Below are 25,179 nucleotides of genomic sequence, written 5' to 3'. Positions count from 1 at the left end.
GCCTACCTGAACACCGCAGCGGGTTCCGTTGAAAGGACGCTGCGCAGCGCGAGCCAGCCGGTTATTGCGAGAATGATGATGACCGCTCCAAGGCTGATGAGTGGTATCTGCCAGGGGATATAAAAGCCTTTGAAAAAGGGATTGCCGCTAAATCCCCACAAGAATGCCACGGTTCCAACAATCCCAAAGGCATAACCGATTGCGCCAACCAGCCCGGCTTGCGCGGCGACCATCCGCATGATCTTGAGATTGGTCACCCCGATCGCTTTGAGAGCGCCAAACTGTTTGATGTTGTCGCGGATGAACAGGCTGAATGTGAGCCCGACAATCGCTACGCCGACAACAAATCCAAGAACAACGGTGATCCCGAAATTGGTCGGAATGCCTGTGTTCTGGATGATGAAATCGACGCCTGCCTGGGCAAATTCCTCGCGCGTTTCAGCCTTCAGCCCCGTTTGCTCTTCGATTCTTTGCGCCACAGCCTCGGCGGTTTCGCCATCGGCAACGCCAGCAAGCACAAATGTCAAACGGTTGCGCGTTCCGGGTACGTAATTGAGCGCCTGCGAATATTTGGTGTAGAGCGTCACCTGGCTGGTAAAGCTGGGAATGGCGTCGGCTACCCCGCGAATGATTGCGCGCTGATCGTTTAGCTCAAGTCGCTGCCCAATCGGGTCCTCGCCGCTTTCAAACAAATTGATGATGCCAACGTCATCGATCAAAACAGTGTCGGGTTGAGAGAGGATGGATTTGTTCGTCGCCAGCAACCGTTCCGGCAGGCCAATCAAGGTTGCATCATCAACCCCGACAATCTGCACCCCTTCCAGGTCACCCGTGCTCGACCGTACCGATGCAGGTGCGCGCAGGTGAGGGACGGCCCATTCAACCCCTTCAACCGAGCGCACTTCATCAAGCGCGGTCGAGGGCATGGCGTAATTGACTTCCGTAGTCCGGCTGACCGGGTCCATGACCCAAATCTCGGCCTCTGGCGCGTTGTAAACGCCGCTCGCACCGCGCTCGATCAAATTCACAAAGATGGTCAGCTGCTGGGTATTCAGGAGGGTTGAAAAGGCGATGCCAAACAAAAGCCCGTAGAACTTCTGACTGTCCCCAGTGAGCATTCGGATCGCTATCCAGAGCATGCGTAGCTTACACTTTCGTCGAGGGCAGCCCGAAAAACAAGGGTTGCGGGGAGAGAAGGAATCGACAATAATGAACGACACCGTTTAATTGAACGCCGTCGTTCATTTTGTCAACTCAGCAATTCCGGGCAGGTTCCATAAAAAATTGAATATCGCCGTTCCCAAACCTGAAAAAAGAAAAGCCGGCAGGCCGTCTGATGCGGTCAAGCGCGAGGCGATTATTGCTGCAGCGTCTGATCGGTTCATGCACGATGGTTTTGCCGCGACTTCGATTGAACAGGTTGCGGCTGATGCGGGGGTATCAAAGGTCACGATCTACAACCACTTCGGGGACAAGCGTGGCCTTTTCACCGCTGCAGTAGAACGGGAATGCGAGAAAATGCGCGGGTATTTCACGATCGAAGAGATCCCCAGTGGCACGATCGAAGAGCGCCTCACAACGTTTGGAGAGGCGATATTTGCGTTCTTGTCGCGGCCTGAAATGATGCAGTTTGAACGCAGAATTGCGGCGGAAACCGAACGCGACCCGGCTGTGGGTCAGGCATTTCTCGAAGCTGGACCGTGGCGCATGAAGGCTGGTTTTAGCGCATGGCTTGCGCATGCTTGCGCACGCGGTGAGCTTTCCATTGCGGACCCTGATCTGGCGGCGGAGCAATTTGTTTCGATGGCCAAGGGCATGGGCGATCTGGAGCGGCGATTTGGCGCAAAGCCGTCAGAAATTGAAAACAACGAGCGGATAGCGGGAGCCGTTCGCGTCTTTCTTGCAGCCTACCGGGCGGATTAATCGTATTTCTTGATGTGAGTGTGCGAAAATAGCGGGCTTGGCGCAGATACGCATTTGCTTGCGATTCATCCCGCCCGTCCTACATTGGAAGCTCAATTAAGGAATCGACGCGAATGAACGACCAAAACGATCCAAACGATGGGCCACCCGAAGGTCAAAACCCCTGGGTGAAACAGCTGATGATCTGGGGCGGCATTTTTATGGCGCTTCTTCTCGTGGTTTCGATGTTCAACGGCGGCGGACAGCCAGCCGGTGAGCAGATGGCCTATTCAGAATTCCGTGATCAGGTGGCGGCTGGCTCTGTCAAAGATGTGGCTCTTGGCGAAGACTTGATCACAGGCACGCTCAAGAGCGGTGAGGCATTCAGCACAGTCCCGGTCGCGAGCGATACGCAGATCACCACTTTGCTCGAAGAGAACGAAGTGCGCTTCACTGGTAAAGCGCCAGAGCAAACCAGCCTGCTGCTCGTCATTCTGGTTCAGGCGCTTCCATTCATTCTCATCCTCGGGATCGCCTTCTTCGCCCTTCGCCAAGTGCAAAAAGGCGGCGGCGGCGGGGCGATGGGTTTTGGCAAGTCCAAAGCCAAGATGCTGACCGAACGCCAGGGGCGCGTTACCTTTGACGATGTCGCTGGTATCGATGAAGCGCGCGAGGAGCTTGAGGAGATCGTCGAGTTTTTGAAAGACCCGACACGCTTCTCCAAACTGGGCGGACAAATCCCCAAAGGCGCGTTGCTGGTCGGATCGCCCGGTACCGGTAAAACGCTTCTTGCCCGTGCCATTGCAGGCGAGGCGGGTGTTCCCTTCTTCACGATTTCGGGTTCCGACTTTGTTGAAATGTTCGTGGGCGTCGGCGCAAGCCGTGTGCGCGACATGTTTGAGCAAGCGAAAAAGAGCAGCCCTTGCATCGTGTTCATCGATGAGATCGACGCGGTTGGCCGTTCACGTGGCCATGGCCTTGGCAACTCAAACGACGAGCGCGAGCAAACGCTGAACCAGCTTCTGGTTGAGATGGATGGCTTTGAAGCCAATGAAGGCATCATCATCATCGCGGCGACCAACCGTCCTGACGTGCTTGACCCCGCGCTGCTGCGTCCGGGCCGCTTTGACCGTCAGGTTGTTGTACCGATCCCTGATATTGACGGACGCGAGAAAATCCTCGGCGTGCACATGAAGAAAGTGCCGCTGGCTCCTGACGTAAACCCGCGCACGATTGCGCGTGGTACTCCGGGCTTCTCAGGCGCGGACCTTGCAAACCTCGTGAACGAGGCCGCTCTTTTGGCAGCGCGCCGGAACAAGCGTCTGGTTGCGATGCAGGAATTTGAGGACGCCAAAGACAAGGTCATGATGGGCGCGGAACGCCGCTCTATGGTCATGACCGAGGACGAAAAGAAGATGACCGCTTACCACGAGGCAGGCCACGCGCTTGTTTCGATCAATGAGCCGGCGTCTGATCCGATCCACAAGGCAACCATCATCCCGCGCGGCCGTGCGCTGGGCATGGTGATGCGCCTGCCAGAACGGGACAGCTATTCCTATCACCGCGACAAAATGCACGCGAACCTAGCGGTTGCGATGGGTGGGCGGGTTGCTGAAGACATCATCTTTGGCCACGACAAAGTGTCCTCTGGTGCGTCTGGTGATATCCAGTACGCAACCGATCTGGCGCGCAACATGGTCACCAAATGGGGCATGAGCGAGAAGCTTGGCCCGCTCCAGTACGAGCAAAGCCAGGAAGGCTATCTTGGCATGGGTCAAACCGCGCGCACGATGGGCGGGGCAGAAACGAACAAGCTGATCGATGCCGAGATCAAGAGCCTTGTCGAAGGCGGGCTGAAGCGCGCTGAAGACATCCTCAAAGAGCAGGAGGACAAGCTCCACCTGCTCGCGCAAGCCTTGCTTGAGTATGAGACGCTTACCGGTGACGAGATCGACCAGCTGATGAAAGACGGCAAGATTGATCGCCCTGATGAGCCCAAGGGCCCCAGCGTTGTAAAGCCGGTTCAAGGCTCTGCTGTTCCCAAAGCGGGCAAGCGTTTCGGCGGCTCTGGCGGGGAAGCACCGCAAGGCGCGTAAGGCTTTCGCCATCACACAAAATCAGAAAAGGGCGCTTGCGACCAGATCGCAAGCGCCCTTTTTTCTTAAAACGCGCCCAAGAGCAGCAATGCCTGAAGGAACACAAGCGCGATGATCCAGATAAATACGCTCAGCATGATAAGCCGCCAGAGGGCCGAAAAGCGCGAGAGATCATAGGTCCAGCGCAACTGTTTATAGATGTGAATCGGGGGGATGATAAAGAGCGCCATGACCACGAATTGCGCACCGATGCCGAGCGTTCCCAACACCGATAAGGCGATGAACAATAGCGACATGAAGGAAAGCGAATAGGTCACGAATATCGCGTGATCATAGGCTTTGAACCGCCGTTTCCATGCAAAGACAAGCCACACAAACGGCAGAGAAATCGGGATCAGAAGCCAGCTGAATTTGTAACCATTGGCCTGCAATTTGTAGAGCATCAGCCCTGGATTATCGCGCCACTTTTTCAAAAGCCCCTTGTCGATTGCCTCAAAACCAGTGAGGTTCATCTCGGCATTGGAGTCTTCTGAAAACAGCGCCTCGTTGATATTGTCGAGCAGATCGGCGGATGTTTCAGAGCCATCTTCTGCGGCTTCTGCCTGCATGTCCTGGACGATCTCCTGCGTTGTCAATTCGCCGTTCGCCTCTCTTTCGAGATAGCCTTCGATCGTGGCGAGCTCCGCGGCGAGGTTGGCGCGCTCTTGGCTGTCTGCGGGAAGGGCTGCGATCTCCTCTCGCAGCCGCGCGGCCTCTGCCTCGCCCTGTTCGCGCACGATTTGCGCGGGGTCAGGGACGTTGACCTCGGTCGGAGTGGTGAGCCCGACCATCTGGAAAACGGCAAACATCGCAAAGATGCTGAACAGGAACATCGCCATCGGACTGACGAATTTTGCGCGTTCGCCATCAATGTAACGGCGCGTGAGCTTTCCCGGTTTGAAGACGAGCACAGGCAGGGTGCGCCAAAGCTTGCCGTCCAGGTGCAAAACGCCGTGCATCAGATCATGGCCAATCGCGGCGAGGGAGCGGTGAACTTGAGTTTTCTGGCCGCAATTGGGGCAGAATTTATCCGGAGCATGGGCGCCGCAGTTGAGGCAGGTGTCTGGGCCGTAAGTTTTGGCCGCGCCATCGCCGCTGCGCTCAGGCTCGACCGCGCGGCCAGCAACGCCGCCTTCGATCACTGTGCCAATCCCCTCGGCAATATCGCTCATGTCCAGCTGCCCCCCGTCCGTGCTGCACTGCACTATAGCCAATGCGCCCCGAATGCCAAAGGGAGATGTCTTGCGTTTGAGCTTGCGTCTTTACCGATCCCACATCCCTCGCGCGCACAAAAAAGGCCGCGATAAGCGCGGCCTTTTGAGTTCGGTTTGTTACCGCCCGGCTTACCCGTCGTAATCTGCCCCGATCGAAGTCGACCGGGTTGGCGCGGACGCGGTGATGCGCAGAGCCTCTGCCGATTGGCTGAGCGAACCGATTTCATCGGCATCATCTTCGTCATCGGGAAGGATCTTCTGAAGGCTGGTTATCAGAGCTTCTTTAAGCTCCTTGGGCTTGATCGTTTGTTCAGCGATTTCGCGCAGTGCCACAACCGGGTTCTTGTCACGATCGCGGTCAAGCGTCAGTTCGCTGCCGCCTGAGATTTCACGGGCGCGCTGTGCTGCGAGCAGGACGAGGTCGAAGCGGTTTGGAACCTTATCGACGCAATCTTCAACGGTAACGCGTGCCATGGGCGAGCCTCATAAAATCAAAAGTCTTTTTGGAAAGAGCTGTCAAGCTAGTGTTTGGCGGGCTCAGAGTCAAGGAAATTGCGCCGGGGAGGCGGCTCTATTCCTCCATCCCCCAGCTCGAATAATCCCGCGTATTGGGCGAGGTAAATTTGGTGATCTCGCTTTGGAAATGGAGCGCGACATTGCCGGTCGAACCGTGACGCTGCTTTGATACGATCAGGGTCGCCTTGTTCTTTTTCTCGAGGTAATTGGCCTCCCACTGGCTGTATTTGTCTTGCACATCAGGTGAGCTTGATCCGTCGGGATTGGGCATATCTGGACGGACCGCTTCGAGGTAATAGTCTTCGCGGTAAATGAACCAGACCATATCGGCGTCCTGCTCGATCGAGCCCGATTCCCTGAGGTCAGAGAGCATTGGCCGTTTGTCCTCGCGTTGCTCCACCGCACGGCTAAGCTGTGAGAGCGCAATCACGGGTACGCTGAGTTCCTTTGCGAGCGTTTTGAGGCCCCGGCTGATCTCCGAGATTTCATTCACACGGTTATCGTTTGCGCGGCCAGACCCTTGAAGAAGTTGCAGATAATCGATGACGATAAGGCCAATGTTGTGCCGCCGCTTAAGCCTGCGCGCCCGTGTCCGCAGCGCGCCAATGGTAAGGCCGGGCGTATCGTCGATGAACAGCGGGAGTTCCGCCAAACGCTGGCTCGCAAAGCTCAGTTTTTGAAAGTCATCGCGGGTCAGCGTACCTGAACGAAGCGCCTCGGAGGACACTTCTGATTGTTCGGCCAGAATACGCGTCGCCAGCTGGTCAGCGCTCATCTCCAGGCTGAAAAAGGCCGTGGGCGCACCGTAACAATGTTCGCCGCCCTCGCTTTGCCATTTGAGGTATTCTTCGGCGCAGTTGAAGGCGATGTTGGTCGCAAGCGAGGTTTTGCCCATGCCCGGACGCCCGGCAAGGATGATAAGGTCAGAATCATGCAGGCCAGCGGTTTTCTGGTCGAGCGTTACAAGCCCGGAGGTCTTGCCCGACAAACCGCCGCCTGAATTCATGGCGGCTTCGACCATTTTGATCGCGGTCAAGGCGGCATCGCGGAACGATTCGGCTTCTTTGCCGGTCGCAGCGCCCTCTGCCACGCGGTAAAGGTCGGCTTCTGCCTGGGCGATCCGGTCAACCGGGCTGGTGTCTTCCGACGTATCCAGCGCGCCTTCGACGAGGCCCCGGCCAACGCTGACAAGTTCGCGCAGCAGCGCAAGATCATAGATTTGCTGAGCCAGTTCGCGCGGCGCCAGAAGGCCAGCGCCATTGGCGGTAAGCTGTGCCAGATATTTTGGCCCGCCCAGCTCTTTTAACGCCTCATCCGCTTCAAAATGCGGGCGCAAAGTCACCGGGGACGCGGTCGCATTGCGTTCAATCAGCGCCAGAATACGCCCATAAATGCGTTCATGCAGGGGCTCGAAAAAATGGTCGGGCCGAATGGGTGTCTGCAATTCCTCGATCACCCGGTTGTCGATCAACACCGCGCCCAGAAAAGCGGCCTCTGCCTCGAGGTTAGAGGGCAGCTTGCGAGCGCCGGCGATATCATTGTCAACGAGTGAAAGAGGGGTGGGTTCAGCCATGCCCGCATCAATGGGCGCGAGGCGGGGATAGGGCAAGGCCGGGATGCGTCAAAATTGTCTCCCTTGGTTGTGGATAGCGGGGATTGGCGATTGTTATGCTTGAAGTTGCCCCCTCGCATCTGCGAAGGCGGGATTGCTATGTCCGATATGCCATCCGATTCAGCGAGTATGCCGCCGGGCCAAGGTCCCGGCACACATCGCATTGCCCACATCTCTCTGGATGAAGAGACGATTTTGTGGCGCAATGCCGATGTCGAACAGGAACGGCGGGTGGCGATTTACGATCTGATCGAGGAAAACACCTTCAAGCCCGTCCGCAGCGCGGAACGCGGGGCAAAAGGGCCCTACCGTTTAAAGCTTGCAGTGCGCGATGGACGCTTGGCGATGGACATTGCGGATAAGGACGAAAATGCGCTGGAGAGCCTGCTTATCGGGCTTGCGCGGTTTCGCCGTCCGATCCGCGAGTATTTCGCCATTTGCGACAGCTATTATCAAGCGATTCGCAAAGCGACGCCTGCTGAGATTGAGACGATTGATATGGCGCGGCGCGGGCTTCACAACAATGCGGCTGAACTTCTGGTCGAGCGGCTTGAGGGCAAGGTCGAAACCGATTTTGCCACCGCGCGGCGTTTGTTCACGCTGATCTGTGTGCTCCATATCAAGGGTTGAGTGAGTGGCACGCGGACGCAAGAAAAAGGCAGGGCTTGGCATTTGGGCCTTTCGCGGTGCAGCTCTTCTGGTGCTGATCGCGATCAGCTTTGCTGCGTGGTTTTGGTGGGATATGCGCGGGTGGCGACCTGATGGTGAACTGTACCCGGAACAAGGCGCAGTGATCCCGGTTCAACCTCAGCGTACAAATCTGGTGACGCTCAAAGCTATTGGTGCGCAGTTTGCCTATCTTCGCCTCCAGCCTGATCCACGTTCGCCAGACGATGATTTTGCCAGCCGCTATGCCCGCGCATTCGAGGCTGGGCTCGAAGTTGGTGTCCTGCTGCCCTTCAACCCGTGTTACAAAGCGGACACGCAGAGCGCGCTGTTCGTTCAAATGGTGCCGCGCAATCCGGATCTGATGAACCCGGCGGTTGAACTCGAAATGCTAGCCGATAATTGCGCGACCCCTGTAAGCGATGCAGCCGTCGAGAGCGAGCTTATGACACTTATCAACCAGATCGAGATGCATTCGGGCAAAAAGGTAATCCTGAAACTTGGTCGTGATTTTGAACAGCGGCACAACATCGCCCGGATGATTGAGCGCGACCTGTGGCTGGAACGTGACCGGGCGCGGCCTGATTATGCCGGACGGCCCTGGCTTTTGTGGAGCGCGAACAGCCAATATGTGAGCGAAGCGTCCGAAGCGCCGATTGAATGGATGGTGGTACAGCGATGAATACTGGGATGAGCGATATCAAAGAAAGCCTGATCGAGGCGGCTCATGCGGCGGCCAAAGAGGCCTATGCGCCCTATTCCAACTATCAGGTCGGGGCAGCGCTTTTTTTTGACGATGGCGCGATCATCACTGGCACCAATGTCGAAAACGCGAGCTATGGCCTGACCCTGTGCGCAGAAACTGTCGCCGTGGCGCGGGCCTTTGGCGAAGGGCGGCGCGGCGGTTTGACAGCGGTCGCGGTTGTGGGGCCCAAGGACAAAGGCGACGGCGCGCCGATTACCCCTTGTGGCCGCTGTCGCCAGACCCTCAACGAGATTGCAGGGCTGGGGGGAACCGATCCGGTCATTTATTGCGTTGGCAATGACGAGGTGCGCGAGGTTACGCTCTCAAAGCTTTTGCCCCATGCATTCGGGCCCGATCATCTGGCCTGAACGACTGGGCCTGAGTGACTGGGCCTGAGTGACTGGGCCTGAGCGGCCTTTGCGGGTCCTGACCCTAGTTTCCCAGCAATCCTCCAAGTGGGTTCTTGCGGAAGGCACGCTCTTCTGAACCGATGTAGGAGAAGATGCCATCCAGCCCCTGATCGGTGACAGAGCGGTTGATGCTTTCACGGTTAAGGCCAACGCGCCGTATAAAGGAGTGCTTTTCAGCAAGCCCGTCAAAGGTCTTGTACACTCCGGCTCGGTCCAAGGCGCTGTCGACCAGGGGTTCAAGGCGCGAATGCAGCCGGTCGTTGGCTGAACTGCGAAGATACTGCGTGCCGCCATCGTTCTCGCGGATAATGCCGGGTGCATCACCAAAGGAAAGATCGTCAATCGCATCGCGGAAAATGGGTTTGGCCTCGCCCGCTGCGACGCCTGCGGCATCGTTGATCTCGCGGGTGATGCCATCGAGAATGCCCAAACGGCTCGCTCCGCCAAGGATAGAGCCAAAGATGCCACCGCCACCTCCGCCACCAAGGCCGGGAAGGCCGATGCGCACGTCTTCGTCGCCATAAAACGCGCCGGGCACAGCCAGCTTATCAAGCGCGCTATCGGTGGCTTTTCCAAGGAGGGAAGAAAGGCCAAGCCCGCCGCCACCGCCGCGCCCGAGCAGGTCGCCGAGGCCTTGTGCGTGAAGTGGTGCATGGAGGGGCAAAGAGATCAGAGTGGCAGCGCCAAGCGTACCTGCCCCAAGGATAAAACTGCGGCGATTTGCTGAAACTGACATGATATTCCCTCCCGAACGAAACCCGTGCTCTGAGAGGTTTTATCACAAAAACGCGCTGAACAGGCGCTTTCGTGCATGTAAAATCATGTCAGCCCAAAATGCGTTACTCAGTCTCAAGCCATTCCAGCAGCGCTGCCAAGCAATCACGCCCCAGCATTTTGCAGCGTTCGGGCGACCAGCCTTGTTCCGGCTCTGGAAAATCGGCCAGATCCTTATACGGCATTTCCAGCGTCATGGCGCAGGCGCCAAACCGCTCCGCCACCTGATTGGTGGAGATGGTGAGATTGGCTTTGCCTGCCCATGCCTTGGGATAGCCAAGTTCGGTCTGGAAATCAGGCGTGCGCCGATCAAGAATACGCTCGTATCGATAGAATCGCTCGCCAAGCTCTTCGGTCCACGAAGGAATGCCTTCAAAACCGGCAAGGAACACCGCCGGGATCGCCTCATCGCCGTGGACGTCTATGGCAAAATCGACGCCGGTTTCGTCCATTGTGTTGCGGATCGCGAGGACTTCGGGCGATTTTTCAGCTGTTGGCGTTTCCCATTCGCGGTTGAGGTTCGTGCCAACCGCGTTGGTGCGCAAATGGCCTCTGCGTGAACCGTCAGGATTGCAATTGGGCACAATGTGGAAACGGCACCGCTTCAAAAGGCTGCGCGCCACGGGATCGGACGGATCGGTAAGGCATTCCAATGCCCCTTCCATCCACCATTCGGCCTGTGTTTCGCCCGGATGCTGGCGGGCATAAAGCCAGACCTGTTTGTCCCCTTCGCCCATTTGCAGCATATCCAATGGCTGCCCGTCAAGCGTGGTGGTGAGGCGGATCAGGTCCACCCCCTCGCAAGAGGCGGCTTCTGCGATGAGATCATGGTGCCGCTCCATCGAATAGGGGGCGAAATAGGCGAAATAGGAGACGCCAGAGGCAGGCGTGTAAGAAATCGTGAGCGTGCCGCCCTCTTCATCCTTGTCAAAATGGCTTGGCGTGCGCGCCCAATATTCGCGGTCTTCCGAAACGCAGGCATCATATCCTGGCCAACCGCCGGGATAGGCGCTTTCATTGAGGCCGGTGATCTTGAGGGTAATCTCTTCGCCTTCAGAGCCGCTCACCCGGAAGTGAAACCACTGCTTGAAGTCTGACATATGGTCTTTTTTGATAGCGAGTCGTGCGTTTGTGCCGTCAATGGAAAGCACTTCGATATTGCCGCTGTCAAAAACGGCATCAATGGCGATTTGGGTCATTCTTGTTCCTGAAGTTCATCCACATCAATGGATACAGTTTCGCCATTGCCACCGGGGAAGTCCTTGAACAAGGCTGCTGCTAAGGCTGCCGCGCTCGCTTCCACTTCGGCGTAAGGTGAATTGATCGAGATCGCCTGCTGTGCGCGCCCTTCCCACAAGCTGTTGCCGTTTGCGTCAGAAATACGCACTGAAAGTTCGGAAAGCGCGTTGGGGCGGCTGGAATTGCCGCCAAGATCGATGCCGATGCCAACGCCGACCCCGCTGCCAAAACCGCCGGTCTGCCCGCCAACGCCGACGCTTACCGGCCCGCGCGAGGAGGCAGGGGCAAGCGGGCTGCGTTTGGTGGTGACGCGCGCGGTTTGCATGCCGGGTGCCTCATCCAAAGCGATGGCATAACCAAGCCCGACAAGCTGGGCGGCCACCGCATCATAGAACGCTTCTTTGGCGCGCAGATTGTTCATCTCTTCGGGGAAGGTGATGGCGATGGGGCCTTGGCCGATACTGGCGCGGTTATCGCTGATGAAGCGGGTGACTTCGACAGGGCCGGAGTAGGCCGTACCCACGCAAGCGCCTAGGGTAAGGGGGAGCGATAGGCCCAGCAAAAGGGCTGGTAGAGCCTTTCGGGTCTGTAAAATCTTGGCTTTCATTGCGTCCCTCACGTTTTCTTTCACGACTTGAAAGTGTCTTGATGCTAATCGCGCCAGCATGAACACGACCCCAACTTCAAACCCCACTCTAGCGAAAGCCGCGTCAGAAAAACAGGCTGTCCTCGTCACTGGCGGGGCGGGATATATCGGAAGCCACGCGGTTTTGGCCTTGCTAGACGATGGTTGGCCCGTGGCGGTGATCGACAATCTGACGACGGGCTTCCGCTTTGCAATCCCGGAAGGCGTCGCTTTTTACGAAGGCGATATCGAGGATGCGGCGCTTTTGGCGCGAATTTTCGAAGAGCAGGGTGTGGGCGCGATCATGCACTTTGCAGGCTCGATCGTGGTGCCGGAAAGCGTGGAGAACCCGCTCAAATATTATCACAACAACACTGCAAAAAGCCGCGTTCTTCTGGAAGCCGCGGTCAAGGCGGGCGTGCCGCATTTCATCTTCTCATCGACCGCAGCGACGTATGGCGTTCCAGAGGTAGAGGCGGTGCGCGAAGATACGCCGCAATTGCCGATCAACCCCTATGGCTGGTCCAAGCTCATGACCGAGCAAATGCTGAGCGATATTGCGGCGGCGGAGACACTCAACTTTTGTGCGCTGCGCTATTTCAATGTGGCAGGCGCCGACCCTGAGGCGCGCACCGGGCAATCAACCGCAGGCGCAACGCACCTTATCAAGGTCGCCTTGGAAGCTGCCCTTGGCAAGCGCGATCATGTCGGCGTTTTTGGGACGGATTTTGACACGCCCGATGGCACAGGCGTTCGCGATTATATTCATGTGAGCGATCTTGCGTCTGCCCATGTTCACGCGCTCGAAGCGTTAATGGCTGAGCCGACCCGCTCGCTCACCATGAATTGCGGATATGGGCGCGGGTTTTCTGTGCTCGAGGTTCTGGATACCGTGGACCGGATGGCGGGCACCTCGATCAAGCGCCGCTTCGAAGGGCGCAGGGCGGGCGACCCGGCGCAGCTCATTTCGGACCCGGCGCTGATTCGCTCAACCCTTCCATGGCAGCCTCGCCACGATGATCTGGATACGATCATCACCCATGCGCTGGCCTGGGAGCGCAAATTGGCACAATTGCGGCCTTAAATAGCGGCGAAGCGACAGGTTTCTGGTTGACGAATCTCATACCCCCCCATATGTGCGCCTGACGAAATTGCCGCGCGCCGGATCAATGCCGAGCGCGCTTTATTATTTGGAAATATGTCATGAAGATCCGCAACAGCCTTAAGTCGCTGAAAAATCGTCACCGCGATTGCCGCGTTATTCGCCGCCGCGGTCGCACATATGTGATCAACAAAACAAACCGTCGTTTCAAAGCACGCCAAGGCTAATGGCCTCACGCGCGGGGGCGACCTTGCGCGTTCTTGTGACGAAGAGAAACACGCGGCCCGCCTCCTTGTCTGGAGAGCGGGCCGTCTCTGTTTCTAGTGCGCGAGAGTTGGACAAGAGGGTTCTCAAATGAACAAAGCGGTGGTGTTCGATGTGGGGCGTGTCTTGTTCCACTGGCAAATGCGCAATCTGTTTGAAAAGATCATCCACGATGAGGCGGAACTGGATTGGTTCCTTGCCCATGTCGTGACCGAAGAATGGCACTTTCAACACGATCAAGGCATGAGCCTTGCCGAAATGTTGCCTGCACGCATATCGCAATTTCCAGACCATGCGTTGCGAATCGCAGCCTATGCCGCACGCTTTAGCGAGACGTGCGATATCCCGGTCGAAGGCGTCCATGAATTGGTGCGCGATCTTCATGCGGGCGGCACGCCGCTTTATTGCCTCACCAATTACGGGGATGAGCTTTTCACTCAGTTTCGCGCAACACAGCCGATCTTTGACCTGTTTGCGGACATCATCGTTTCCGGCACAGAGAAAGTCGCCAAGCCCAGCGCGCGTATTTACCAAATCGTCGAAGAGCGAGCGGGGCGCGAAGGCGGCGACCTTTTCTTCACCGATGATAATCCCGCCAATATCGAAGCGGCAAGGACGCGCGGCTGGGATGCGCATCTGTTTACCGATGCGGGCTCCCTTAAAAAGCAGCTGAAAAACTCAGGCTTCCTTTAACGCGCCCACAAAAAAGCCCCGGCGCGCGGTTGGGGATGCGCGCTGCCGGGGACTTTAGGTCCTGAGCCTAGTTTGGCCCGTGTGGAGATACGGGCCCTTTCCAAGTTGGCGTTGCGCCAGTGGGGTCACACCTGGGGACACGAGATGGAGTGAATCCACGTTCTGGGGGATCGGGTGTGACCCTTGGAAAAGAGAGGCTTGCCGCTTTACTTACCGTTGCAGCGGTCGAGCTTTTCTTCGGTCATCTCTTCGCCATTTGCGGTGAAGCTGGCGATTTCGCCGATCTCGCGGTTGAGACCGCGACAGATGCGCGATGCACGCGACGGACCTTTGTTCGCAACGCAGGTCGTGCCCTGACATGCCCAGGCAACGCCGCCTGCAACCACGCGGCTGTCTTCAGCAGGCTGCGCCAGCTGTGCGGTGTAGTACGGGCCATTGTCAGCCAAAGCCGGGGCAGGTGAAGTAACAGCGCCAAAGGTAAGGGCGGTGTAAACGAGAGCAGAAGCAAGAACTGCGATGCGTTCAGCGCGGGGGAGGGAGAGGGTCATCTTGTATTCCTTTTGATGGTGCCTAATTGGTCATCATGTTGCGATGCACAGTTTCTATTTGAAACCAGTTGCGAATCACTACTTATGTGATTAGATTTTAGGTTGCAACTAAAAACTGAAATTTCTTTCGCTCCCCCTTGGAGGGCTTTTTCAGAAGGCATTTTCCGCAGCCGATTTGGCGATTTTGCCAAGCTCGGTTAGAAAGGTTGCAGCATAAGGACTGAATATGGGCGAGATTAGAGAACCACTTCGCGAATTGATCGAATGCGGCCTGCCGCAAGCGTTAGAAGTGATGGGCGAACGCTGGGCGTTTATGATTCTTAGGGCGAGCTTTAACGGCCTGCACCATTTTGAAGAATTTCTGAGCGAGCTTGGAATTGCCCGCAATATTCTCTCAAATCGCCTCGCAAAACTGGTTGAGCATGGCATTCTAAAGCGCGAACCGTGCGCGGATGACCGCCGCAAGATCGAATATCGCCTGACCGAAAAAGGCTTTGATCTGCTGCCTGCGATGATTGCTCTGCGCCAGTGGGGCCAGAAATATGCGCACGAGCCGGTTCTCGAAGATCCGGTCTTGGTCGATGAGCAAGATCGACTGCCGATTGGCCCTGTTTCGATGTTGTCGCATGACGGCCGGGTGCTCGATCACCTTGGCCTCAATATGATTCGCCGCGCAGATATTGGAAAGCGCGCCGACGGAACAATCGCAACACCTGCGGGCGAAATCGGCGAAGGCGACGTTGTTGATCTGTCCTTGGTCAAAAGAGCCCTTCGCTAAAACACGCAAACTTGCCACTTTGTGGCCGTAAGCCTTGGGCGACATCAGAAATCTGCGGACTTAGCAGCCGGTGCGGCTGGCGGCTTACCCTTGGGTGATCTAGCGAGGGGGCTCTTTCACCCGCTCCTTTCGGACACCCCCTTTGACCCCGCCCTCTGCTTCCTCAATTCCCGGCAATGCAAACGCGTCTCTTCCTGAGGCCGCGTATGCAACCTTGCGCCGGACCTTTGGCTTTGACGGCTTTCGGGGGATGCAGGAACGGGTGATTGCGCGCATTTTGGGCGGGGAACACACGCTTGCCCTCATGCCTACGGGGGCGGGCAAATCGCTTTGCTATCAAATCCCCGCACTCGTCCGCGATGGAACCGCGATTGTGATCTCGCCGCTGATTGCTCTGATGCACGATCAAATCCGCGCCGCGCGCGCGGTCGGCATTCGCGCTGCCTCTTTGACGTCGGTAGACGTGGATCAGGCAGAAACGGTTCAGGCCCTGCGCTCTGGCGAGCTGGACCTCCTCTACGTTGCGCCAGAACGGGCGAACACTTCGGGGTTTCAGGCGCTTTTATCGCAAGCCCAGATTGGGCTGTTTGCCATTGATGAGGCGCACTGTGTTTCTGAGTGGGGGCACGATTTCCGGCCAGATTATCGCGGGCTTCGCGACATGCTCGACCGGTTTGGGGATGTGCCCCGGCTCGCTCTTACGGCGACGGCTGATGAGGTAACGCGCGAGGATATTCTCAAGCAATTGGGCATTGAGCCAGCGGGTTTGATCAAAGCCGGGTTTGACCGGCCCAATATCCGATACGCCATTGCCCCGCGTGCCAATCAGGCAAAACAGATCGCCGATGTAATCACGAGGACGCCCGGCGCTGGTATCGTCTATGCCAACAGCCGCAAGGGCACAGAGGATTTGGCAGCCAAGCTGGCCTCAACCGGAAGGCAAGTTCGTGCCTATCATGCAGGGTTGCCGCCGGAACAACGCGCCGCAACGCAGGCGGAATTTGTGGCTTCTGAAGACATGGTGATGGTCGCAACAATCGCCTTTGGCATGGGGATCGACAAACCCGATGTGCGCTTTGTCATCCATGCCGGGCTGCCCAAGTCGATTGAGGCCTATTATCAGGAAACAGGGCGCGCCGGACGTGATGGCGACCCGGCAGCAGCGCATATGTTCTGGGCGCCAAGCGATTTTGCCAAGGCGCGCCAATGGCTTAGCGATGTCGATGAAGCGCGTATGCCGAGCGAGCGCGCGCGGCTGAATGCGCTTGCTGGACTGGTCGAGAGCGCCGGGTGTCGCCGCAAATTGCTGCTCAAACACTTTGGCGATGACTTGCCCGAACCTTGCGGCAATTGTGATCGGTGTTTGAACCCGCCCAAGGTTCGCGATGTAACCGAGCTTGCGCAAAAGCTCCTGTCTGCCGTTTACCGAACCGGGCAAAGCTTTGGCATGGGCCATATTGAGCGGGTTTTGCTTGGCCGTGATGACCCGCGCGTGATCGAGCGGCGTCATGACAAGCTTTCCGTATTCGGGATTGTGGGCACGTCGGAGGCTCCTTTGCTAAAGCCGGTCATGCGGTTTCTCACCGCCCACGAAATGCTGGCGACGACGGAGCATGGTGGGCTCGCGCTTGGGCCAGAGGCGCGCGATGTCCTGAAAGGCGAGCGGGCCGTGATGATTGCAGAACCTCCCAAAGCCAAGGGCGGACGCGGTGAGAAAAGCAGCGGCGCTATTCCCAATCCGGTGGGCGATCCCTTGTTTGATGCCCTGCGCGCGCGTCGCAGCGAGCTTGCCAAAGAGCACGGCGTACCCGCCTACATCATCTTTCATGACAGCGTCCTTCGCGCCATGGCCGCCTTCGTCCCGCAAACCTTGCGCGAAATCGGTGAGCTACAGGGTGTGGGCGAGAAGAAGCTCGACACGTGGGGCCATGAATTCCTGACCGTCTTGCGCGAATTTGGCGCTCGATAACGCCCAATAGCTCTGGCTAAGCCTGCACTTCTTCCAACAATTCGATGCTCGCCGCGGTCGCAGGCATTGCGTCGTCGGGTTGATAGCTGCTGCTGAGTTTCTTTGCCAGATCGCGGGTGAGCAGTGCGTTCAAAGAAATGCGCAAGGCTTCGTATTTTCGCCCCAAACGCCGCAACTCCTCACAGTCCCACTCCACGTATCGCACACCGAGCGGCGCAACCGTGGTTGCGGTGGTGCGCCGGTTGAGGACAAACGCCACCTCGCCCACAAAATTGCCTTGGGGCAGGCGGAATTGGCGCTCGCGTTTTTCGACTGAGATGACCCCTTCATAAACATAGAACAGCGCATCGGAAGGCTCGTCTTCCTGCGTCAACAATGTGCCCGAAGGATCAACCGCCTGTTGCCAGTTGGCGATCGCTGCAATGCGCCGAAACTGTCCGGGGGTGAGCGTATCGAAAGCCTCGAACAGGCGTTTTTCGTCATCGGTCATGCGCAGGGTTGTGCGTTCAAGGATGATCTGTCCCAGAACCCAGAAATTGACGCCAAGCATCAATGCGCTTGTGATGATCGCTTCCCACAAAGGTCCTGCGGGGATGGCGAAGTAATAGGCGATATAAATCAGGGTCGAGATCACGATAAGCAAGCGCAGGCGAAGCTCATCACGGATGGCATAGCCAATCAGAAGCATGGCTGCTCCTGGGTAAATCAGCCATTCGGGATCAAAAGCGCTCATAGCATATGCGTGTAGGCGCGAAATTTCAGTCTTATCAAGGGGCTCGCATCTTTTGGCGGTAGGATAAGGCTTCTGCGATATGCGGACGGCCCACTGTATCTGCGCCGGACAGGTCCGCAATCGTGCGCGCAACGCGCAGGACGCGGGTGTAGCTGCGTGCGGACAGGCGCAGTTTTTCCGCCGCTCTCATCAATAATGCACGGCCTTCTTCATCGGGGCTTGCATGGGTTTCCAATGCGTCCCCTTCGAGTTCTGCGTTTGAACGCACCCCGCGAGTGCCCGCCCGGGTTCTGGCGGCGGCAACACGGGCGGCGACTTCGGCGCTTCCTTCGGCGGGCGGGGGGAGGGTGAGGTCCACCGCGCTGACCGCTGCGACATCAACATGCAGGTCAATCCGGTCGAGCAGGGGGCCTGACAACCGCGCCTGATAATCGCCCATACACCGCGGGTAGCGATTGCAGTTCTGCATCGGATCGCCTGCATAGCCACACCTGCACGGGTTCATCGCCGCAATCAGCTGCACGCGCGCGGGGAAGGTCACATGCGCATTGGCCCGCGCCACATCGACCCGGCCCGTCTCCAGCGGCTGGCGCAGCGACTCAAGAACCGGGCGCTGAAATTCCGGCATTATGTAGGAAACGCACCAATGCGTAGGCGTTTGTCTGCGCTGCTAGTGGCGGCTGTCATCGTTTGTGGGGTGTTAGCTGGCGTCATTGTGAAATGGAGCCAACCCCCACAACATTCGTGTAATTGTTCGCCCGCTTGGGTCTGGGTTCTTGGGGAGCAACGGGCTTGCAAGAAAGAAGCAGAATCTGGTTCGCCTCTCATTGTCGAAAGTGTCTCGATAAACAACCGAGCCAAAAGCATAGAGGTGCTTGGCCCCGCTTTCTATGTCTTTGACTTCATTATCTCTAAGGTCTTCATTCGCGTAGAAGATCGCCGGGGCGTCTCTCCCATTATGCACAGTGTATGGAGCTTCAACGCCAATGCGAGGGATTATCTCAGTTTTGGAAAAATATCGCCTTGCCTCTTGCTCTGTGAAGGCGACAATGTTGCCCATATGCAAACAATCATAGGCAGGGGTGGAGCCTCCATTTATGACAGTGGTTTCTACAGTAAGCTTCAGTCCCCCTTTAGCCCCAGAGGATGGATTTACAGAAATGTCGAGCTGCCCAAAAGACAAGTAAGCTCTAAGCTGCCTTCGGGAGGTTTGCCTTGTCTCATGCAGCGTCCATACGAGCAGGGCGGTCCCGATAATCGTAGCCGCAGTGCCCGCTATGGATGCTATCAAAAGCCAAAACGCCCAGACCGACATGGACTCTTGGGCAGCGAGATCGCGCTTTTCGCGCTCACTTCCATCATCGGGATCGGGGCCGGAAGTTATGCGCTCTGCAAAATAGGGCAATCCAGCTCTGTCGCGGTCAATTTGGGATTGATGGCCTTGTTCGCCTTCGGCTCTTTCATTGGCGGCGCTTGCGGGTTGATAGCCATAATGGGGAGCACTTAGAGCGCCGAAAAAGGCACCCACTCCAAGAGATGTAATAGTTAGTGCGACTAATGCGGCTATAATCGCAAGTCTGTAACCCCTATTGCTGTCATGCATTGGACCAAAAACACCGCTGTAAATTTACCCCGGCTGATCTTGTTCCTTACATTGGGCTCAGAGTCCATAACCCCTATGTCTGCAAGCTTTCCAACAAGCTCCGCATAGGTCACGCCCTTGCGCTTCAATTCGGCTTTCAGCAGGCCCTTAACGCGGTCCTCCCACTCTTTCTCTGCAACGGCGCTCATGACAGCACCAACCAAAGCAGAGAGCCAAACACCAGGACGGGAAGGACAACTAAGCCCACCACCTTGCCGATCATCATTTGAATGTCTTGCGTCATGAATATCATCATACGCGATACGTTTATCGTTGACAATAGTGCATAGTATCATCATATAAGGTGCATAAGCACTGGAAACGATGACAAATGGCACAGCACTTTCTTCTCTCAGCTAAAGCTCGCACCCTCTCACTGGCGAAAGTCTTTCGCATGGGTGAGGATGCTGCATACGGTGTCTTCTGCGATATGCGCTGGCATGACAATGACGGTGAGCCTATTTGCCCGCGTTGCGGCTGTGCAGAAGCCTATCACATCAGCACTCGTCGCAAGTTCAAGTGCGTGGGCTGTCACCACCAGTTCAGCGTCACCAGCGGCACTATCTTTGCCTCGCGCAAACTTTCATTCACCGATCTGCTTGCTGCAATCGTTCTCTTTGTGAACGGCGCTAAAGGTATGTCAGCGCTGCAAGCAAGCCGCGATCTGGATGTTCAATACAAGACCGCCTTTGTCCTCTTCCATAAGCTGCGCGAAGCGATGGAGCGCGAACTAGAGGGCGTCAAGCTCGATGGCGTAGTCGAAATGGATGGCGCTTATTTTGGTGGCCATATCCGCCCTGAGAACCGCAAGGAAGACCGCAAGGACCGCCGCTTGGCTCAGCACCAAACAGGCAAGCGCCAGTGCGTTGTCGTAATGCGTGAGCGGGGCGGTCGCACCCTTCCGTTTGTGGTGCGCCGTGAAGGCGATGCGGTGCCTATGGTTCGCGACCACGTTTCGACACTTTCCACCATCCACGCCGATGAAGCTTCAAGCTGGGATGATCTGCACGCTGGTTGGCAGACTTGGCGCATCAATCACTCGCTTGCTTATTCAGAGGACGGTGCCTGCACTAACCAAGCGGAAAGCTATTTCTCGCGCCTTCGCCGGATGGAAGTTGGGACGCACCACCATATCGCAGGGCCTTATCTCAAGTCCTACGCTGGCGAAGCTGCGTGGCGCGAGGACAACCGCCGTGTCGATAATGGCGGGCAGGCTATGAAGCTTGTGTTTGGCGCTATGAGTTCGCGTCAGAGCCGCAACTGGACAGGCTATTGGCAGCGGGCGGCGTAAGCTCTGATTGACAAAAAATCTTGCCGATTGGTAAGTGGCGTGCCATTTAGTTTCGCAAGACACCTCAACCTGTCGTTAATCAGCTTTGTGCGATTAGACGGTTAGATGTCGTTTCTTGAATGTGGAGCCTATCATGAGCAACAACCTAAAGCCCGGTTTTTTTGTGGGCCAAACTGAAGATGGCGCGTATGTCGCAGCTTCCGTTGCTACGCCCGCGTTCTTTTTTTACGGAGAATCGGAAGAATCCGTAATTGAGAAGGCGAAAAGGGCGTTTGCTTTTTTTGCTGGCGATGAAGGTGAGCACTTTGCCTTGCCTAAATCGCCAACAAAGTCAGTTTTGAGTTTTGTGCCTCAACGTCGTATTGAGGCATCACTTGAAGCGGCGTGAAAGATTTTATGTTTGCATCGACCATTTAACGGACGACCAACTTGAAATCTTCGGTTGGTACAAGGTGCGCGAGGGCAACGAATTTATCGTATACTCGCGCCCTTACGGGGCAGATCAGCAAATTGTAGACAAGGGCGGCAAAAAATTCCTCTTAGTTGATGACTGGAATGATGCCGTGCAAATGAAGGGCTCAATGATGGTGGCTGCACCCGACAACGGCAACATTCATTAGCCTATACAACCACACTCCACCTAAGCAGCCCGCTTTTACCCGCCTCAGACACCACCAGCGTCCGCTCCCGCAAATTCCGCAACGCCGCCCCAATCCGCTTGTGCATGGCCTTTTGAAGCCCCGCATCGTTTAGGTTCAGTTCCCGTTCGGCCATAAGCCGCAATGTAATGGCTCTAGCGTCCATAGGGCCTTCCTTACGCAGCATAGCGAGGATTGCGCGTGTCACCTGCCCTTTGAAGGCTCTGTGCCTTGGTGGAAGCGGCTTAGGCTTTATCTCCTCTAGCTCTATGTCCGGCACGAACATACGCAGCGATGCGTCTATGTGGTCCATGTCGATAAAGGCTTGGCGCAACTGATCTTGCAGCGCGTCAATTGTGCCCGCTAACTCTCCGCGCTTGTTTTTGAGCGCGCTTACTACATGTGTGTCTGCCATATGGTGGCATTAGCAATCTTGTGCGGTGACAACCATAATGCTATTGGTGCGCTTGCTACCTAATGCCGTGAAATTCAGGAAGTTCGTCGAGGAAAAGGACGCCAAGGTGCGCGAGGCTGATTTCGCCGGGGCGCACCTTTAGCCCGCCGCCGGTCAATGCCGCCATGCTGGCCGAATGATGCGGCGCGCGAAATGGTCTTGCGCGGCTGATCCGGCCTGCTTCCAAAGTGCCAGCGACCGATTGCACCATGGACACTTCCAACGCCTCGCTCGGTGTGAGTTCTGGCAAAATGCCGGGAAGACAGGACGCAAGCATGCTTTTGCCCGATCCCGGCGGCCCAGACATCAGGAGATTATGCCCACCAGCCGCCGCGATTTCCAAAGCACGCTTGGCCGTTTCCTGCCCCTTCACCTGCTTGAGATCGGTGGAGGCAACGGGATCATCCACCTCTCCCCGAGGTGGTTCGTCGAGAACAGCGTCCCCTTTAAGATGGTCCAGCAGGCTCCCCAAATCGCGCGGGGCCAGAACCGGCACACCGCTTGCCCAACGCGCCTCGGACCCTTGGGTTGCAGGACAGATCAGCCCCGTCTCCTCCCCGCTTGCATACAGCGCTGCGATCAAAACGCCGGGCGATGCCACTATGCGCCCGTCGAGCGATAACTCCCCCACCGCGATCCAATCGTTCAACTGTTCGGCATCGGTCACACCCATCGCGGCAAGCAGCGCAAGCGCGATCGGCAAGTCGTAATGCGAGCCATCTTTGGGAAGGTCAGCGGGTGATAAGTTAACGGTGATCCGCTTTGGCGGCATCGCAAGGCCCATGGCAGAGAGCGCTGCCTGCACCCTCTCGCGGCTTTCGCTTACCGCTTTATCGGGAAGCCCCACGATAGAAAAACGCGGTAGCCCCGGTGCAACCTGACATTGAACTTCGACCCCTCGCGCCTCAAGCCCCAGATACGCGACTGTACGAATGAGTGCGACCATGCCGCAGCCCCCCTTACGTGTTTTTGCACCCGGCACGTCTTTCCGAGCCGCCACTTGTAAGAGTAAATGCGTTATTGTCGAGGCGCTTGGTGCGACTACTCAAGGACTTTGTAAGTATAAACCTTGGCAGTTCGTGAACGGGGTGCGGCATAAAATTGCCGGCATGAAAAGAATTGCCGCAACACTAATCGCTGCCCAAATGGCCTTGGGCCTTGGCACTTTGGGCTCCGGCGCTCTTATGGCGCAGACCTTTGATGTGAGCCACACCGGTGCGCGCACCGTCGAAACGCAAAGCTGGATCGAAGAATGGGATCCGGTGCAAGGTCGCTGGGTCAAGGTCGCCGATGATGCAGCGGGCGACCAAGCCGATGCATTGCCGACGGTTGTGACCACGATTGTGAATGGCAGGGCGGTCTCTCAGACACGCAGCGCCGCGCGCTATGCGCAACCTGTTCCTGCAAAGCGCCCGGAAATGGCGCTTGCGCAATACGGACCTTTTCTTGTGACCAGCCCCGATGTCGCGCGCATGGTTGGGTCCACCAATGGCCTCAGCCCGCAACATTTCGACGCCATGCTGCGCGATTTTCCCGGTATCAAGACGCTCGAAATGGTCGAGGCGCCGGGCACCAGCAATGATATCGCCAATCTCGCTGTGGGACGCAAAATCCGCGAGGCGGGAATTTCCACCCATGTGCCGCGCGGTGGCTCTGTGCGTTCGGGCGCGGTTGAACTGTTCCTGGCCGGGCACACCCGCTCCATCGACGAAGGCGCGACATTCGCCGTTCACTCATGGCTCGACAATCACGGGCGCGAGGCGGATGATTTTGCCGCCGATCACCCCGCGCACCGGCTTTATCTCGATTACTATGTCGAAATGGGTATGAGCAGCCGCCAGGCGCGTGAATTTTACGCGATGACCAATTCGGTGCCCCATGCAAGCGCGCGCTGGCTTAAGGCTGATGAGATGCGCGGCTGGATCAAGCCCGAGCTGCAATCGCCGCAACGCTACGCAGCGCGCGTTCTTGAAGCGGATGAGGGTGAGGCCGTCTGCGATTTTTGTGAGCGGGTGCGCGATAACCTTTCCGCCACAGATGCGCAGATTGCCGCCATGGATTTTGGTCAATTGACATTCGTTAACGCGCAGCCTGTGATTGATTACAGCGACGTCACCGGTGTGAAGATTGCATTTACAGATACGTCTTTGCTTGACTCATAATACGCTTTTCCATAGTGGCGCGCCCTTGACGTGGTCCGCTTGTTTTGCACGCGGCCCAACCCGGTTGCAGTCGCATCGCTCTGTTTTGAGCCACGCGGCGGCAGCCAGGCACATATTAGAGCCAAGAGATTTTTCGAGGATACAATGAAGCGGACTTTCCAGCCTAGCAATCTTGTGCGTGCCCGTCGGCATGGCTTCTTCGCACGCAAAGCGACCCCTGGTGGTCGTAAAGTGCTGCGTGCCCGCCGTAAGCGCGGCCGTAACAAGCTTTCTGCATAAAGTATAAGCGCGTGCCTTTCCGGCGCGTTGCACATAACAATTGGGCAAATGGCCATTGGCCGTTTGGCCCGATGTGATGTGAACTTGCGGGCTCCCAATGGGGGCCCGTATGCGTTATTGTTGTGATTATGCTTACCCCTGCCATGCTCACCCTCACAGCGCCTAAGGCTCTGACCCCCAAGGTGTTGAGAAGGCGCTCAGATTTTCTGGCCGCCAATAAGGGCCTTCGCAATGCGAAAGTGGGGTTTGTCCTGCTGACCCGTCCCAACGGGGGCGAGGGGATGCGGTACGGGATCACTGTTACCAAGAAAATCGGCAATGCGGTGGTGCGCAACCGGATGAAGCGGCGTTTTCGCGAGCTTCTTCGAGATGCGCTGCCGACCCATGGATTGGCTGATCACGATCATGTATTGATCGGTCGATCAGGCGGGGTGGAACGCGGTTTTGCCGAAATGGGCGAAGAGCTTGGGGCGGCGCTGGAACGCGCAAAAGCGGGCAAAGGCGACAGCGCCAGAGGGCGACGACCGCGGCGAGGAAGGCGGGATGTGAAGCCCAAATGAAGCACGTCCTCATCTTCATCGCCAAGGCATGGCAATATGGTCCATCGGTCATTTTACCGCCGACCTGCCGTTATTCCCCCTCTTGCAGCCAGTACATGATTGAGGCAGTCCAAAAGCATGGTGCCCTTAAGGGTGGATGGTTGGGGCTAAAGCGTATAGGGCGCTGCCATCCTTGGGGAGGGCATGGCCATGACCCGGTGCCATAATGGCATTGGGACCGGTACCGTG

29 protein-coding genes and 2 pseudogenes are annotated in these 25,179 nt (G+C 57.0%); 17 read left to right on the top strand and 14 right to left on the bottom strand.

Annotated elements, in window-relative coordinates:
• Nucleotides 1–2: 2 nt before the first annotated feature.
• Complete coding sequence (locus EH31_RS15820) at nt 3–1,139, bottom strand: ABC transporter permease (RefSeq protein WP_034962161.1); 1,137 nt, start codon at nt 1,137–1,139, stop codon at nt 3–5.
• A gap of 145 nt (nt 1,140–1,284) precedes the next feature.
• Between EH31_RS15820 and EH31_RS15815 the strand changes: the two genes are divergently transcribed.
• Both EH31_RS15815 and ftsH read left to right on the top strand, forming a co-directional pair.
• Complete coding sequence (locus tag EH31_RS15815) at nt 1,285–1,923, top strand: TetR/AcrR family transcriptional regulator (RefSeq protein WP_051699372.1); 639 nt, start codon at nt 1,285–1,287, stop codon at nt 1,921–1,923.
• A 113-nt stretch (nt 1,924–2,036) separates the two neighbouring features.
• Nucleotides 2,037–3,998, top strand: coding sequence for an ATP-dependent zinc metalloprotease FtsH (gene ftsH, locus EH31_RS15810; protein WP_034962159.1), 1,962 nt, complete (start codon nt 2,037–2,039; stop codon nt 3,996–3,998).
• 65 nt (nt 3,999–4,063) lie between these two features.
• Here the strand turns inward: ftsH and EH31_RS15805 are convergent, their stop codons facing one another.
• From EH31_RS15805 to EH31_RS15795, 3 genes are all read right to left on the bottom strand, one after another.
• Nucleotides 4,064–5,209 carry a DUF3667 domain-containing protein gene (locus tag EH31_RS15805; protein WP_034962157.1) on the bottom strand — a complete coding sequence of 382 codons (1,146 nt, stop codon included), beginning with the start codon at nt 5,207–5,209 and terminating at the stop codon, nt 4,064–4,066.
• Between the two features lie 171 nt (nt 5,210–5,380).
• Nucleotides 5,381–5,725 carry a DNA-directed RNA polymerase subunit omega gene (gene rpoZ / locus EH31_RS15800; protein WP_034962155.1) on the bottom strand — a complete coding sequence of 115 codons (345 nt, stop codon included), beginning with the start codon at nt 5,723–5,725 and terminating at the stop codon, nt 5,381–5,383.
• Between the two features lie 97 nt (nt 5,726–5,822).
• Nucleotides 5,823–7,340, bottom strand: coding sequence for a replicative DNA helicase (locus EH31_RS15795; protein ID WP_034962284.1), 1,518 nt, complete (start codon nt 7,338–7,340; stop codon nt 5,823–5,825).
• Nucleotides 7,341–7,478: 138 nt separating this feature from the next.
• Between EH31_RS15795 and EH31_RS15790 the strand changes: the two genes are divergently transcribed.
• The 3 genes from EH31_RS15790 to EH31_RS15780 are packed head-to-tail and all read left to right on the top strand — an operon-like array spanning nt 7,479 to nt 9,158.
• Nucleotides 7,479–8,009, top strand: coding sequence for a UPF0262 family protein (locus EH31_RS15790; RefSeq protein WP_199797051.1), 531 nt, complete (start codon nt 7,479–7,481; stop codon nt 8,007–8,009).
• Between the two features lie 4 nt (nt 8,010–8,013).
• A complete protein-coding gene (locus tag EH31_RS15785; protein WP_034962154.1) occupies nt 8,014–8,727 on the top strand; it encodes a glycoside hydrolase family 25 protein in 714 nt (237 codons plus the stop codon).
• A gap of 8 nt (nt 8,728–8,735) precedes the next feature.
• On the top strand, nt 8,736–9,158 hold the full coding sequence (locus EH31_RS15780; RefSeq protein WP_034962280.1) for a cytidine deaminase: 423 nt from the start codon (nt 8,736–8,738) through the stop codon (nt 9,156–9,158).
• 64 nt (nt 9,159–9,222) lie between these two features.
• Here the strand turns inward: EH31_RS15780 and EH31_RS15775 are convergent, their stop codons facing one another.
• The 3 genes from EH31_RS15775 to EH31_RS15765 form a co-directional block, all read right to left on the bottom strand.
• Nucleotides 9,223–9,936: a DUF4197 domain-containing protein gene (locus EH31_RS15775; RefSeq protein ID WP_034962152.1), complete on the bottom strand. Its 714-nt coding sequence runs from the start codon at nt 9,934–9,936 to the stop codon at nt 9,223–9,225.
• Nucleotides 9,937–10,039: 103 nt separating this feature from the next.
• Complete coding sequence (locus EH31_RS15770) at nt 10,040–11,173, bottom strand: M14 family metallopeptidase (RefSeq protein ID WP_034962151.1); 1,134 nt, start codon at nt 11,171–11,173, stop codon at nt 10,040–10,042.
• On the bottom strand, nt 11,170–11,736 hold the full coding sequence (locus EH31_RS15765) for a hypothetical protein (RefSeq protein ID WP_241765959.1): 567 nt from the start codon (nt 11,734–11,736) through the stop codon (nt 11,170–11,172). Before EH31_RS15765 ends, EH31_RS15770 begins: the two co-directional genes overlap by 4 nt.
• Before the next feature lie 142 nt (nt 11,737–11,878).
• On the opposite strand from EH31_RS15765, the gene galE reads away from it, so the two are divergent.
• The 3 genes from galE to EH31_RS15750 all read left to right on the top strand — a co-directional run bounded on the left by galE (nt 11,879) and on the right by EH31_RS15750 (nt 13,897).
• Nucleotides 11,879–12,922 carry a UDP-glucose 4-epimerase GalE gene (gene galE, locus EH31_RS15760; protein WP_051699357.1) on the top strand — a complete coding sequence of 348 codons (1,044 nt, stop codon included), beginning with the start codon at nt 11,879–11,881 and terminating at the stop codon, nt 12,920–12,922.
• A 119-nt stretch (nt 12,923–13,041) separates the two neighbouring features.
• Entirely contained in the window at nt 13,042–13,167 is a 126-nt protein-coding gene (ykgO, locus tag EH31_RS15755; protein ID WP_007165381.1) for a type B 50S ribosomal protein L36, read from the top strand.
• A gap of 127 nt (nt 13,168–13,294) precedes the next feature.
• On the top strand, nt 13,295–13,897 hold the full coding sequence (locus tag EH31_RS15750; RefSeq protein WP_034962149.1) for an HAD family hydrolase: 603 nt from the start codon (nt 13,295–13,297) through the stop codon (nt 13,895–13,897).
• Between the two features lie 206 nt (nt 13,898–14,103).
• Here EH31_RS15750 and EH31_RS15745 read toward each other — a convergent pair whose 3' ends face one another.
• A complete protein-coding gene (locus EH31_RS15745) occupies nt 14,104–14,445 on the bottom strand; it encodes a CC_3452 family protein (protein WP_034962147.1) in 342 nt (113 codons plus the stop codon).
• A gap of 226 nt (nt 14,446–14,671) precedes the next feature.
• On the opposite strand from EH31_RS15745, the gene EH31_RS15740 reads away from it, so the two are divergent.
• Together EH31_RS15740 and recQ are read left to right on the top strand one after the other, a co-directional pair.
• Nucleotides 14,672–15,223 (top strand): winged helix-turn-helix transcriptional regulator, encoded by a 552-nt coding sequence (locus EH31_RS15740; RefSeq protein ID WP_034962145.1) that lies wholly within the window; start codon nt 14,672–14,674, stop codon nt 15,221–15,223.
• Between the two features lie 166 nt (nt 15,224–15,389).
• Nucleotides 15,390–17,192: a DNA helicase RecQ gene (recQ, locus tag EH31_RS15735; protein WP_051699371.1), complete on the top strand. Its 1,803-nt coding sequence runs from the start codon at nt 15,390–15,392 to the stop codon at nt 17,190–17,192.
• A 16-nt stretch (nt 17,193–17,208) separates the two neighbouring features.
• Here the strand turns inward: recQ and EH31_RS15730 are convergent, their stop codons facing one another.
• The 4 genes and pseudogenes from EH31_RS15730 to EH31_RS17825 all read right to left on the bottom strand — a co-directional run bounded on the left by EH31_RS15730 (nt 17,209) and on the right by EH31_RS17825 (nt 19,905).
• The gene (locus EH31_RS15730; RefSeq protein WP_034962142.1) at nt 17,209–17,925 is read right to left on the bottom strand and encodes a cyclic nucleotide-binding domain-containing protein; all 717 of its coding nucleotides are present in this window, start codon (nt 17,923–17,925) and stop codon (nt 17,209–17,211) included.
• Nucleotides 17,926–17,959: 34 nt separating this feature from the next.
• Nucleotides 17,960–18,553 (bottom strand): annotated as a pseudogene (locus EH31_RS15725) (ATP-binding protein); the annotation flags it as partial.
• A 72-nt stretch (nt 18,554–18,625) separates the two neighbouring features.
• Nucleotides 18,626–19,453 (bottom strand): hypothetical protein, encoded by an 828-nt coding sequence (locus EH31_RS15720; protein WP_206742047.1) that lies wholly within the window; start codon nt 19,451–19,453, stop codon nt 18,626–18,628.
• Nucleotides 19,454–19,488: 35 nt separating this feature from the next.
• Nucleotides 19,489–19,905: a DUF6471 domain-containing protein gene (locus EH31_RS17825; protein ID WP_199797050.1), complete on the bottom strand. Its 417-nt coding sequence runs from the start codon at nt 19,903–19,905 to the stop codon at nt 19,489–19,491.
• Here EH31_RS17825 and EH31_RS15705 point away from each other — a divergent pair.
• From EH31_RS15705 to EH31_RS15695, 3 genes are all read left to right on the top strand, one after another.
• Nucleotides 19,899–20,858 (top strand): IS1595 family transposase, encoded by a 960-nt coding sequence (locus tag EH31_RS15705; RefSeq protein WP_034962135.1) that lies wholly within the window; start codon nt 19,899–19,901, stop codon nt 20,856–20,858. The genes EH31_RS17825 and EH31_RS15705 overlap by 7 nt on opposite strands.
• A 133-nt stretch (nt 20,859–20,991) precedes the next feature.
• Nucleotides 20,992–21,246: a hypothetical protein gene (locus EH31_RS15700; protein ID WP_034962134.1), complete on the top strand. Its 255-nt coding sequence runs from the start codon at nt 20,992–20,994 to the stop codon at nt 21,244–21,246.
• Nucleotides 21,233–21,478: a hypothetical protein gene (locus tag EH31_RS15695; protein ID WP_034962132.1), complete on the top strand. Its 246-nt coding sequence runs from the start codon at nt 21,233–21,235 to the stop codon at nt 21,476–21,478. The genes EH31_RS15700 and EH31_RS15695 overlap by 14 nt, the downstream gene beginning before the upstream one ends.
• 1 nt (nt 21,479) lies before the next feature.
• On the opposite strand, the gene EH31_RS17065 is transcribed toward EH31_RS15695, so the two are convergent.
• Both EH31_RS17065 and EH31_RS15685 read right to left on the bottom strand, forming a co-directional pair.
• Nucleotides 21,480–21,911 carry a hypothetical protein gene (locus EH31_RS17065; protein WP_051699356.1) on the bottom strand — a complete coding sequence of 144 codons (432 nt, stop codon included), beginning with the start codon at nt 21,909–21,911 and terminating at the stop codon, nt 21,480–21,482.
• Between the two features lie 70 nt (nt 21,912–21,981).
• Nucleotides 21,982–22,896 (bottom strand): annotated as a pseudogene (locus EH31_RS15685) (YifB family Mg chelatase-like AAA ATPase); the annotation flags it as partial.
• Between the two features lie 163 nt (nt 22,897–23,059).
• Between EH31_RS15685 and EH31_RS15680 the strand changes: the two are divergent.
• The 4 genes from EH31_RS15680 (at nt 23,060) to yidD (ending at nt 25,157) form a co-directional block, all read left to right on the top strand.
• Nucleotides 23,060–24,112: an alpha/beta hydrolase gene (locus tag EH31_RS15680; protein ID WP_152553604.1), complete on the top strand. Its 1,053-nt coding sequence runs from the start codon at nt 23,060–23,062 to the stop codon at nt 24,110–24,112.
• 144 nt (nt 24,113–24,256) lie between these two features.
• Nucleotides 24,257–24,391: a 50S ribosomal protein L34 gene (gene rpmH / locus EH31_RS17440; RefSeq protein WP_081853456.1), complete on the top strand. Its 135-nt coding sequence runs from the start codon at nt 24,257–24,259 to the stop codon at nt 24,389–24,391.
• 143 nt (nt 24,392–24,534) lie between these two features.
• Complete coding sequence (gene rnpA / locus EH31_RS15675) at nt 24,535–24,951, top strand: ribonuclease P protein component (protein WP_051699370.1); 417 nt, start codon at nt 24,535–24,537, stop codon at nt 24,949–24,951.
• Nucleotides 24,948–25,157: a membrane protein insertion efficiency factor YidD gene (gene yidD / locus EH31_RS17435; RefSeq protein WP_081853455.1), complete on the top strand. Its 210-nt coding sequence runs from the start codon at nt 24,948–24,950 to the stop codon at nt 25,155–25,157. The genes rnpA and yidD overlap by 4 nt, the downstream gene beginning before the upstream one ends.
• Nucleotides 25,158–25,179: the final 22 nt, after the last annotated feature.

The organism is Erythrobacter longus (genome assembly GCF_000715015.1).
Lineage (GTDB): Bacteria > Pseudomonadota > Alphaproteobacteria > Sphingomonadales > Sphingomonadaceae > Erythrobacter > Erythrobacter longus.
Note: the sequence above shows the minus strand (reverse complement) of the source record. Positions and strands in the feature narration are given on the sequence as shown.

What these genes read in the sequence shown, in the direction of transcription:
- EH31_RS15820 (WP_034962161.1), bottom strand. Translation starts at nt 1,139, where the DNA reads ATGCTCTGGATAGCGATCCGAATGCTCACTGGGGACAGTCAGAAGTTC.
- ftsH (WP_034962159.1), top strand. Translation starts at nt 2,037, where the DNA reads ATGAACGACCAAAACGATCCAAACGATGGGCCACCCGAAGGTCAAAAC.
- EH31_RS15805 (WP_034962157.1), bottom strand. Translation starts at nt 5,209, where the DNA reads ATGAGCGATATTGCCGAGGGGATTGGCACAGTGATCGAAGGCGGCGTT.
- rpoZ (WP_034962155.1), bottom strand. Translation starts at nt 5,725, where the DNA reads ATGGCACGCGTTACCGTTGAAGATTGCGTCGATAAGGTTCCAAACCGC.
- EH31_RS15795 (WP_034962284.1), bottom strand. Translation starts at nt 7,340, where the DNA reads ATGGCTGAACCCACCCCTCTTTCACTCGTTGACAATGATATCGCCGGC.
- EH31_RS15790 (WP_199797051.1), top strand. Translation starts at nt 7,479, where the DNA reads ATGTCCGATATGCCATCCGATTCAGCGAGTATGCCGCCGGGCCAAGGT.
- EH31_RS15780 (WP_034962280.1), top strand. Translation starts at nt 8,736, where the DNA reads ATGAGCGATATCAAAGAAAGCCTGATCGAGGCGGCTCATGCGGCGGCC.
- EH31_RS15775 (WP_034962152.1), bottom strand. Translation starts at nt 9,936, where the DNA reads ATGTCAGTTTCAGCAAATCGCCGCAGTTTTATCCTTGGGGCAGGTACG.
- EH31_RS15770 (WP_034962151.1), bottom strand. Translation starts at nt 11,173, where the DNA reads ATGACCCAAATCGCCATTGATGCCGTTTTTGACAGCGGCAATATCGAA.
- galE (WP_051699357.1), top strand. Translation starts at nt 11,879, where the DNA reads ATGAACACGACCCCAACTTCAAACCCCACTCTAGCGAAAGCCGCGTCA.
- ykgO (WP_007165381.1), top strand. Translation starts at nt 13,042, where the DNA reads ATGAAGATCCGCAACAGCCTTAAGTCGCTGAAAAATCGTCACCGCGAT.
- EH31_RS15750 (WP_034962149.1), top strand. Translation starts at nt 13,295, where the DNA reads ATGAACAAAGCGGTGGTGTTCGATGTGGGGCGTGTCTTGTTCCACTGG.
- EH31_RS15745 (WP_034962147.1), bottom strand. Translation starts at nt 14,445, where the DNA reads ATGACCCTCTCCCTCCCCCGCGCTGAACGCATCGCAGTTCTTGCTTCT.
- EH31_RS15740 (WP_034962145.1), top strand. Translation starts at nt 14,672, where the DNA reads ATGGGCGAGATTAGAGAACCACTTCGCGAATTGATCGAATGCGGCCTG.
- EH31_RS15730 (WP_034962142.1), bottom strand. Translation starts at nt 17,925, where the DNA reads ATGAGCGCTTTTGATCCCGAATGGCTGATTTACCCAGGAGCAGCCATG.
- EH31_RS15705 (WP_034962135.1), top strand. Translation starts at nt 19,899, where the DNA reads ATGGCACAGCACTTTCTTCTCTCAGCTAAAGCTCGCACCCTCTCACTG.
- EH31_RS15700 (WP_034962134.1), top strand. Translation starts at nt 20,992, where the DNA reads ATGAGCAACAACCTAAAGCCCGGTTTTTTTGTGGGCCAAACTGAAGAT.
- EH31_RS17065 (WP_051699356.1), bottom strand. Translation starts at nt 21,911, where the DNA reads ATGGCAGACACACATGTAGTAAGCGCGCTCAAAAACAAGCGCGGAGAG.
- EH31_RS15680 (WP_152553604.1), top strand. Translation starts at nt 23,060, where the DNA reads ATGAAAAGAATTGCCGCAACACTAATCGCTGCCCAAATGGCCTTGGGC.
- rpmH (WP_081853456.1), top strand. Translation starts at nt 24,257, where the DNA reads ATGAAGCGGACTTTCCAGCCTAGCAATCTTGTGCGTGCCCGTCGGCAT.
- rnpA (WP_051699370.1), top strand. Translation starts at nt 24,535, where the DNA reads ATGCTCACCCTCACAGCGCCTAAGGCTCTGACCCCCAAGGTGTTGAGA.
- yidD (WP_081853455.1), top strand. Translation starts at nt 24,948, where the DNA reads ATGAAGCACGTCCTCATCTTCATCGCCAAGGCATGGCAATATGGTCCA.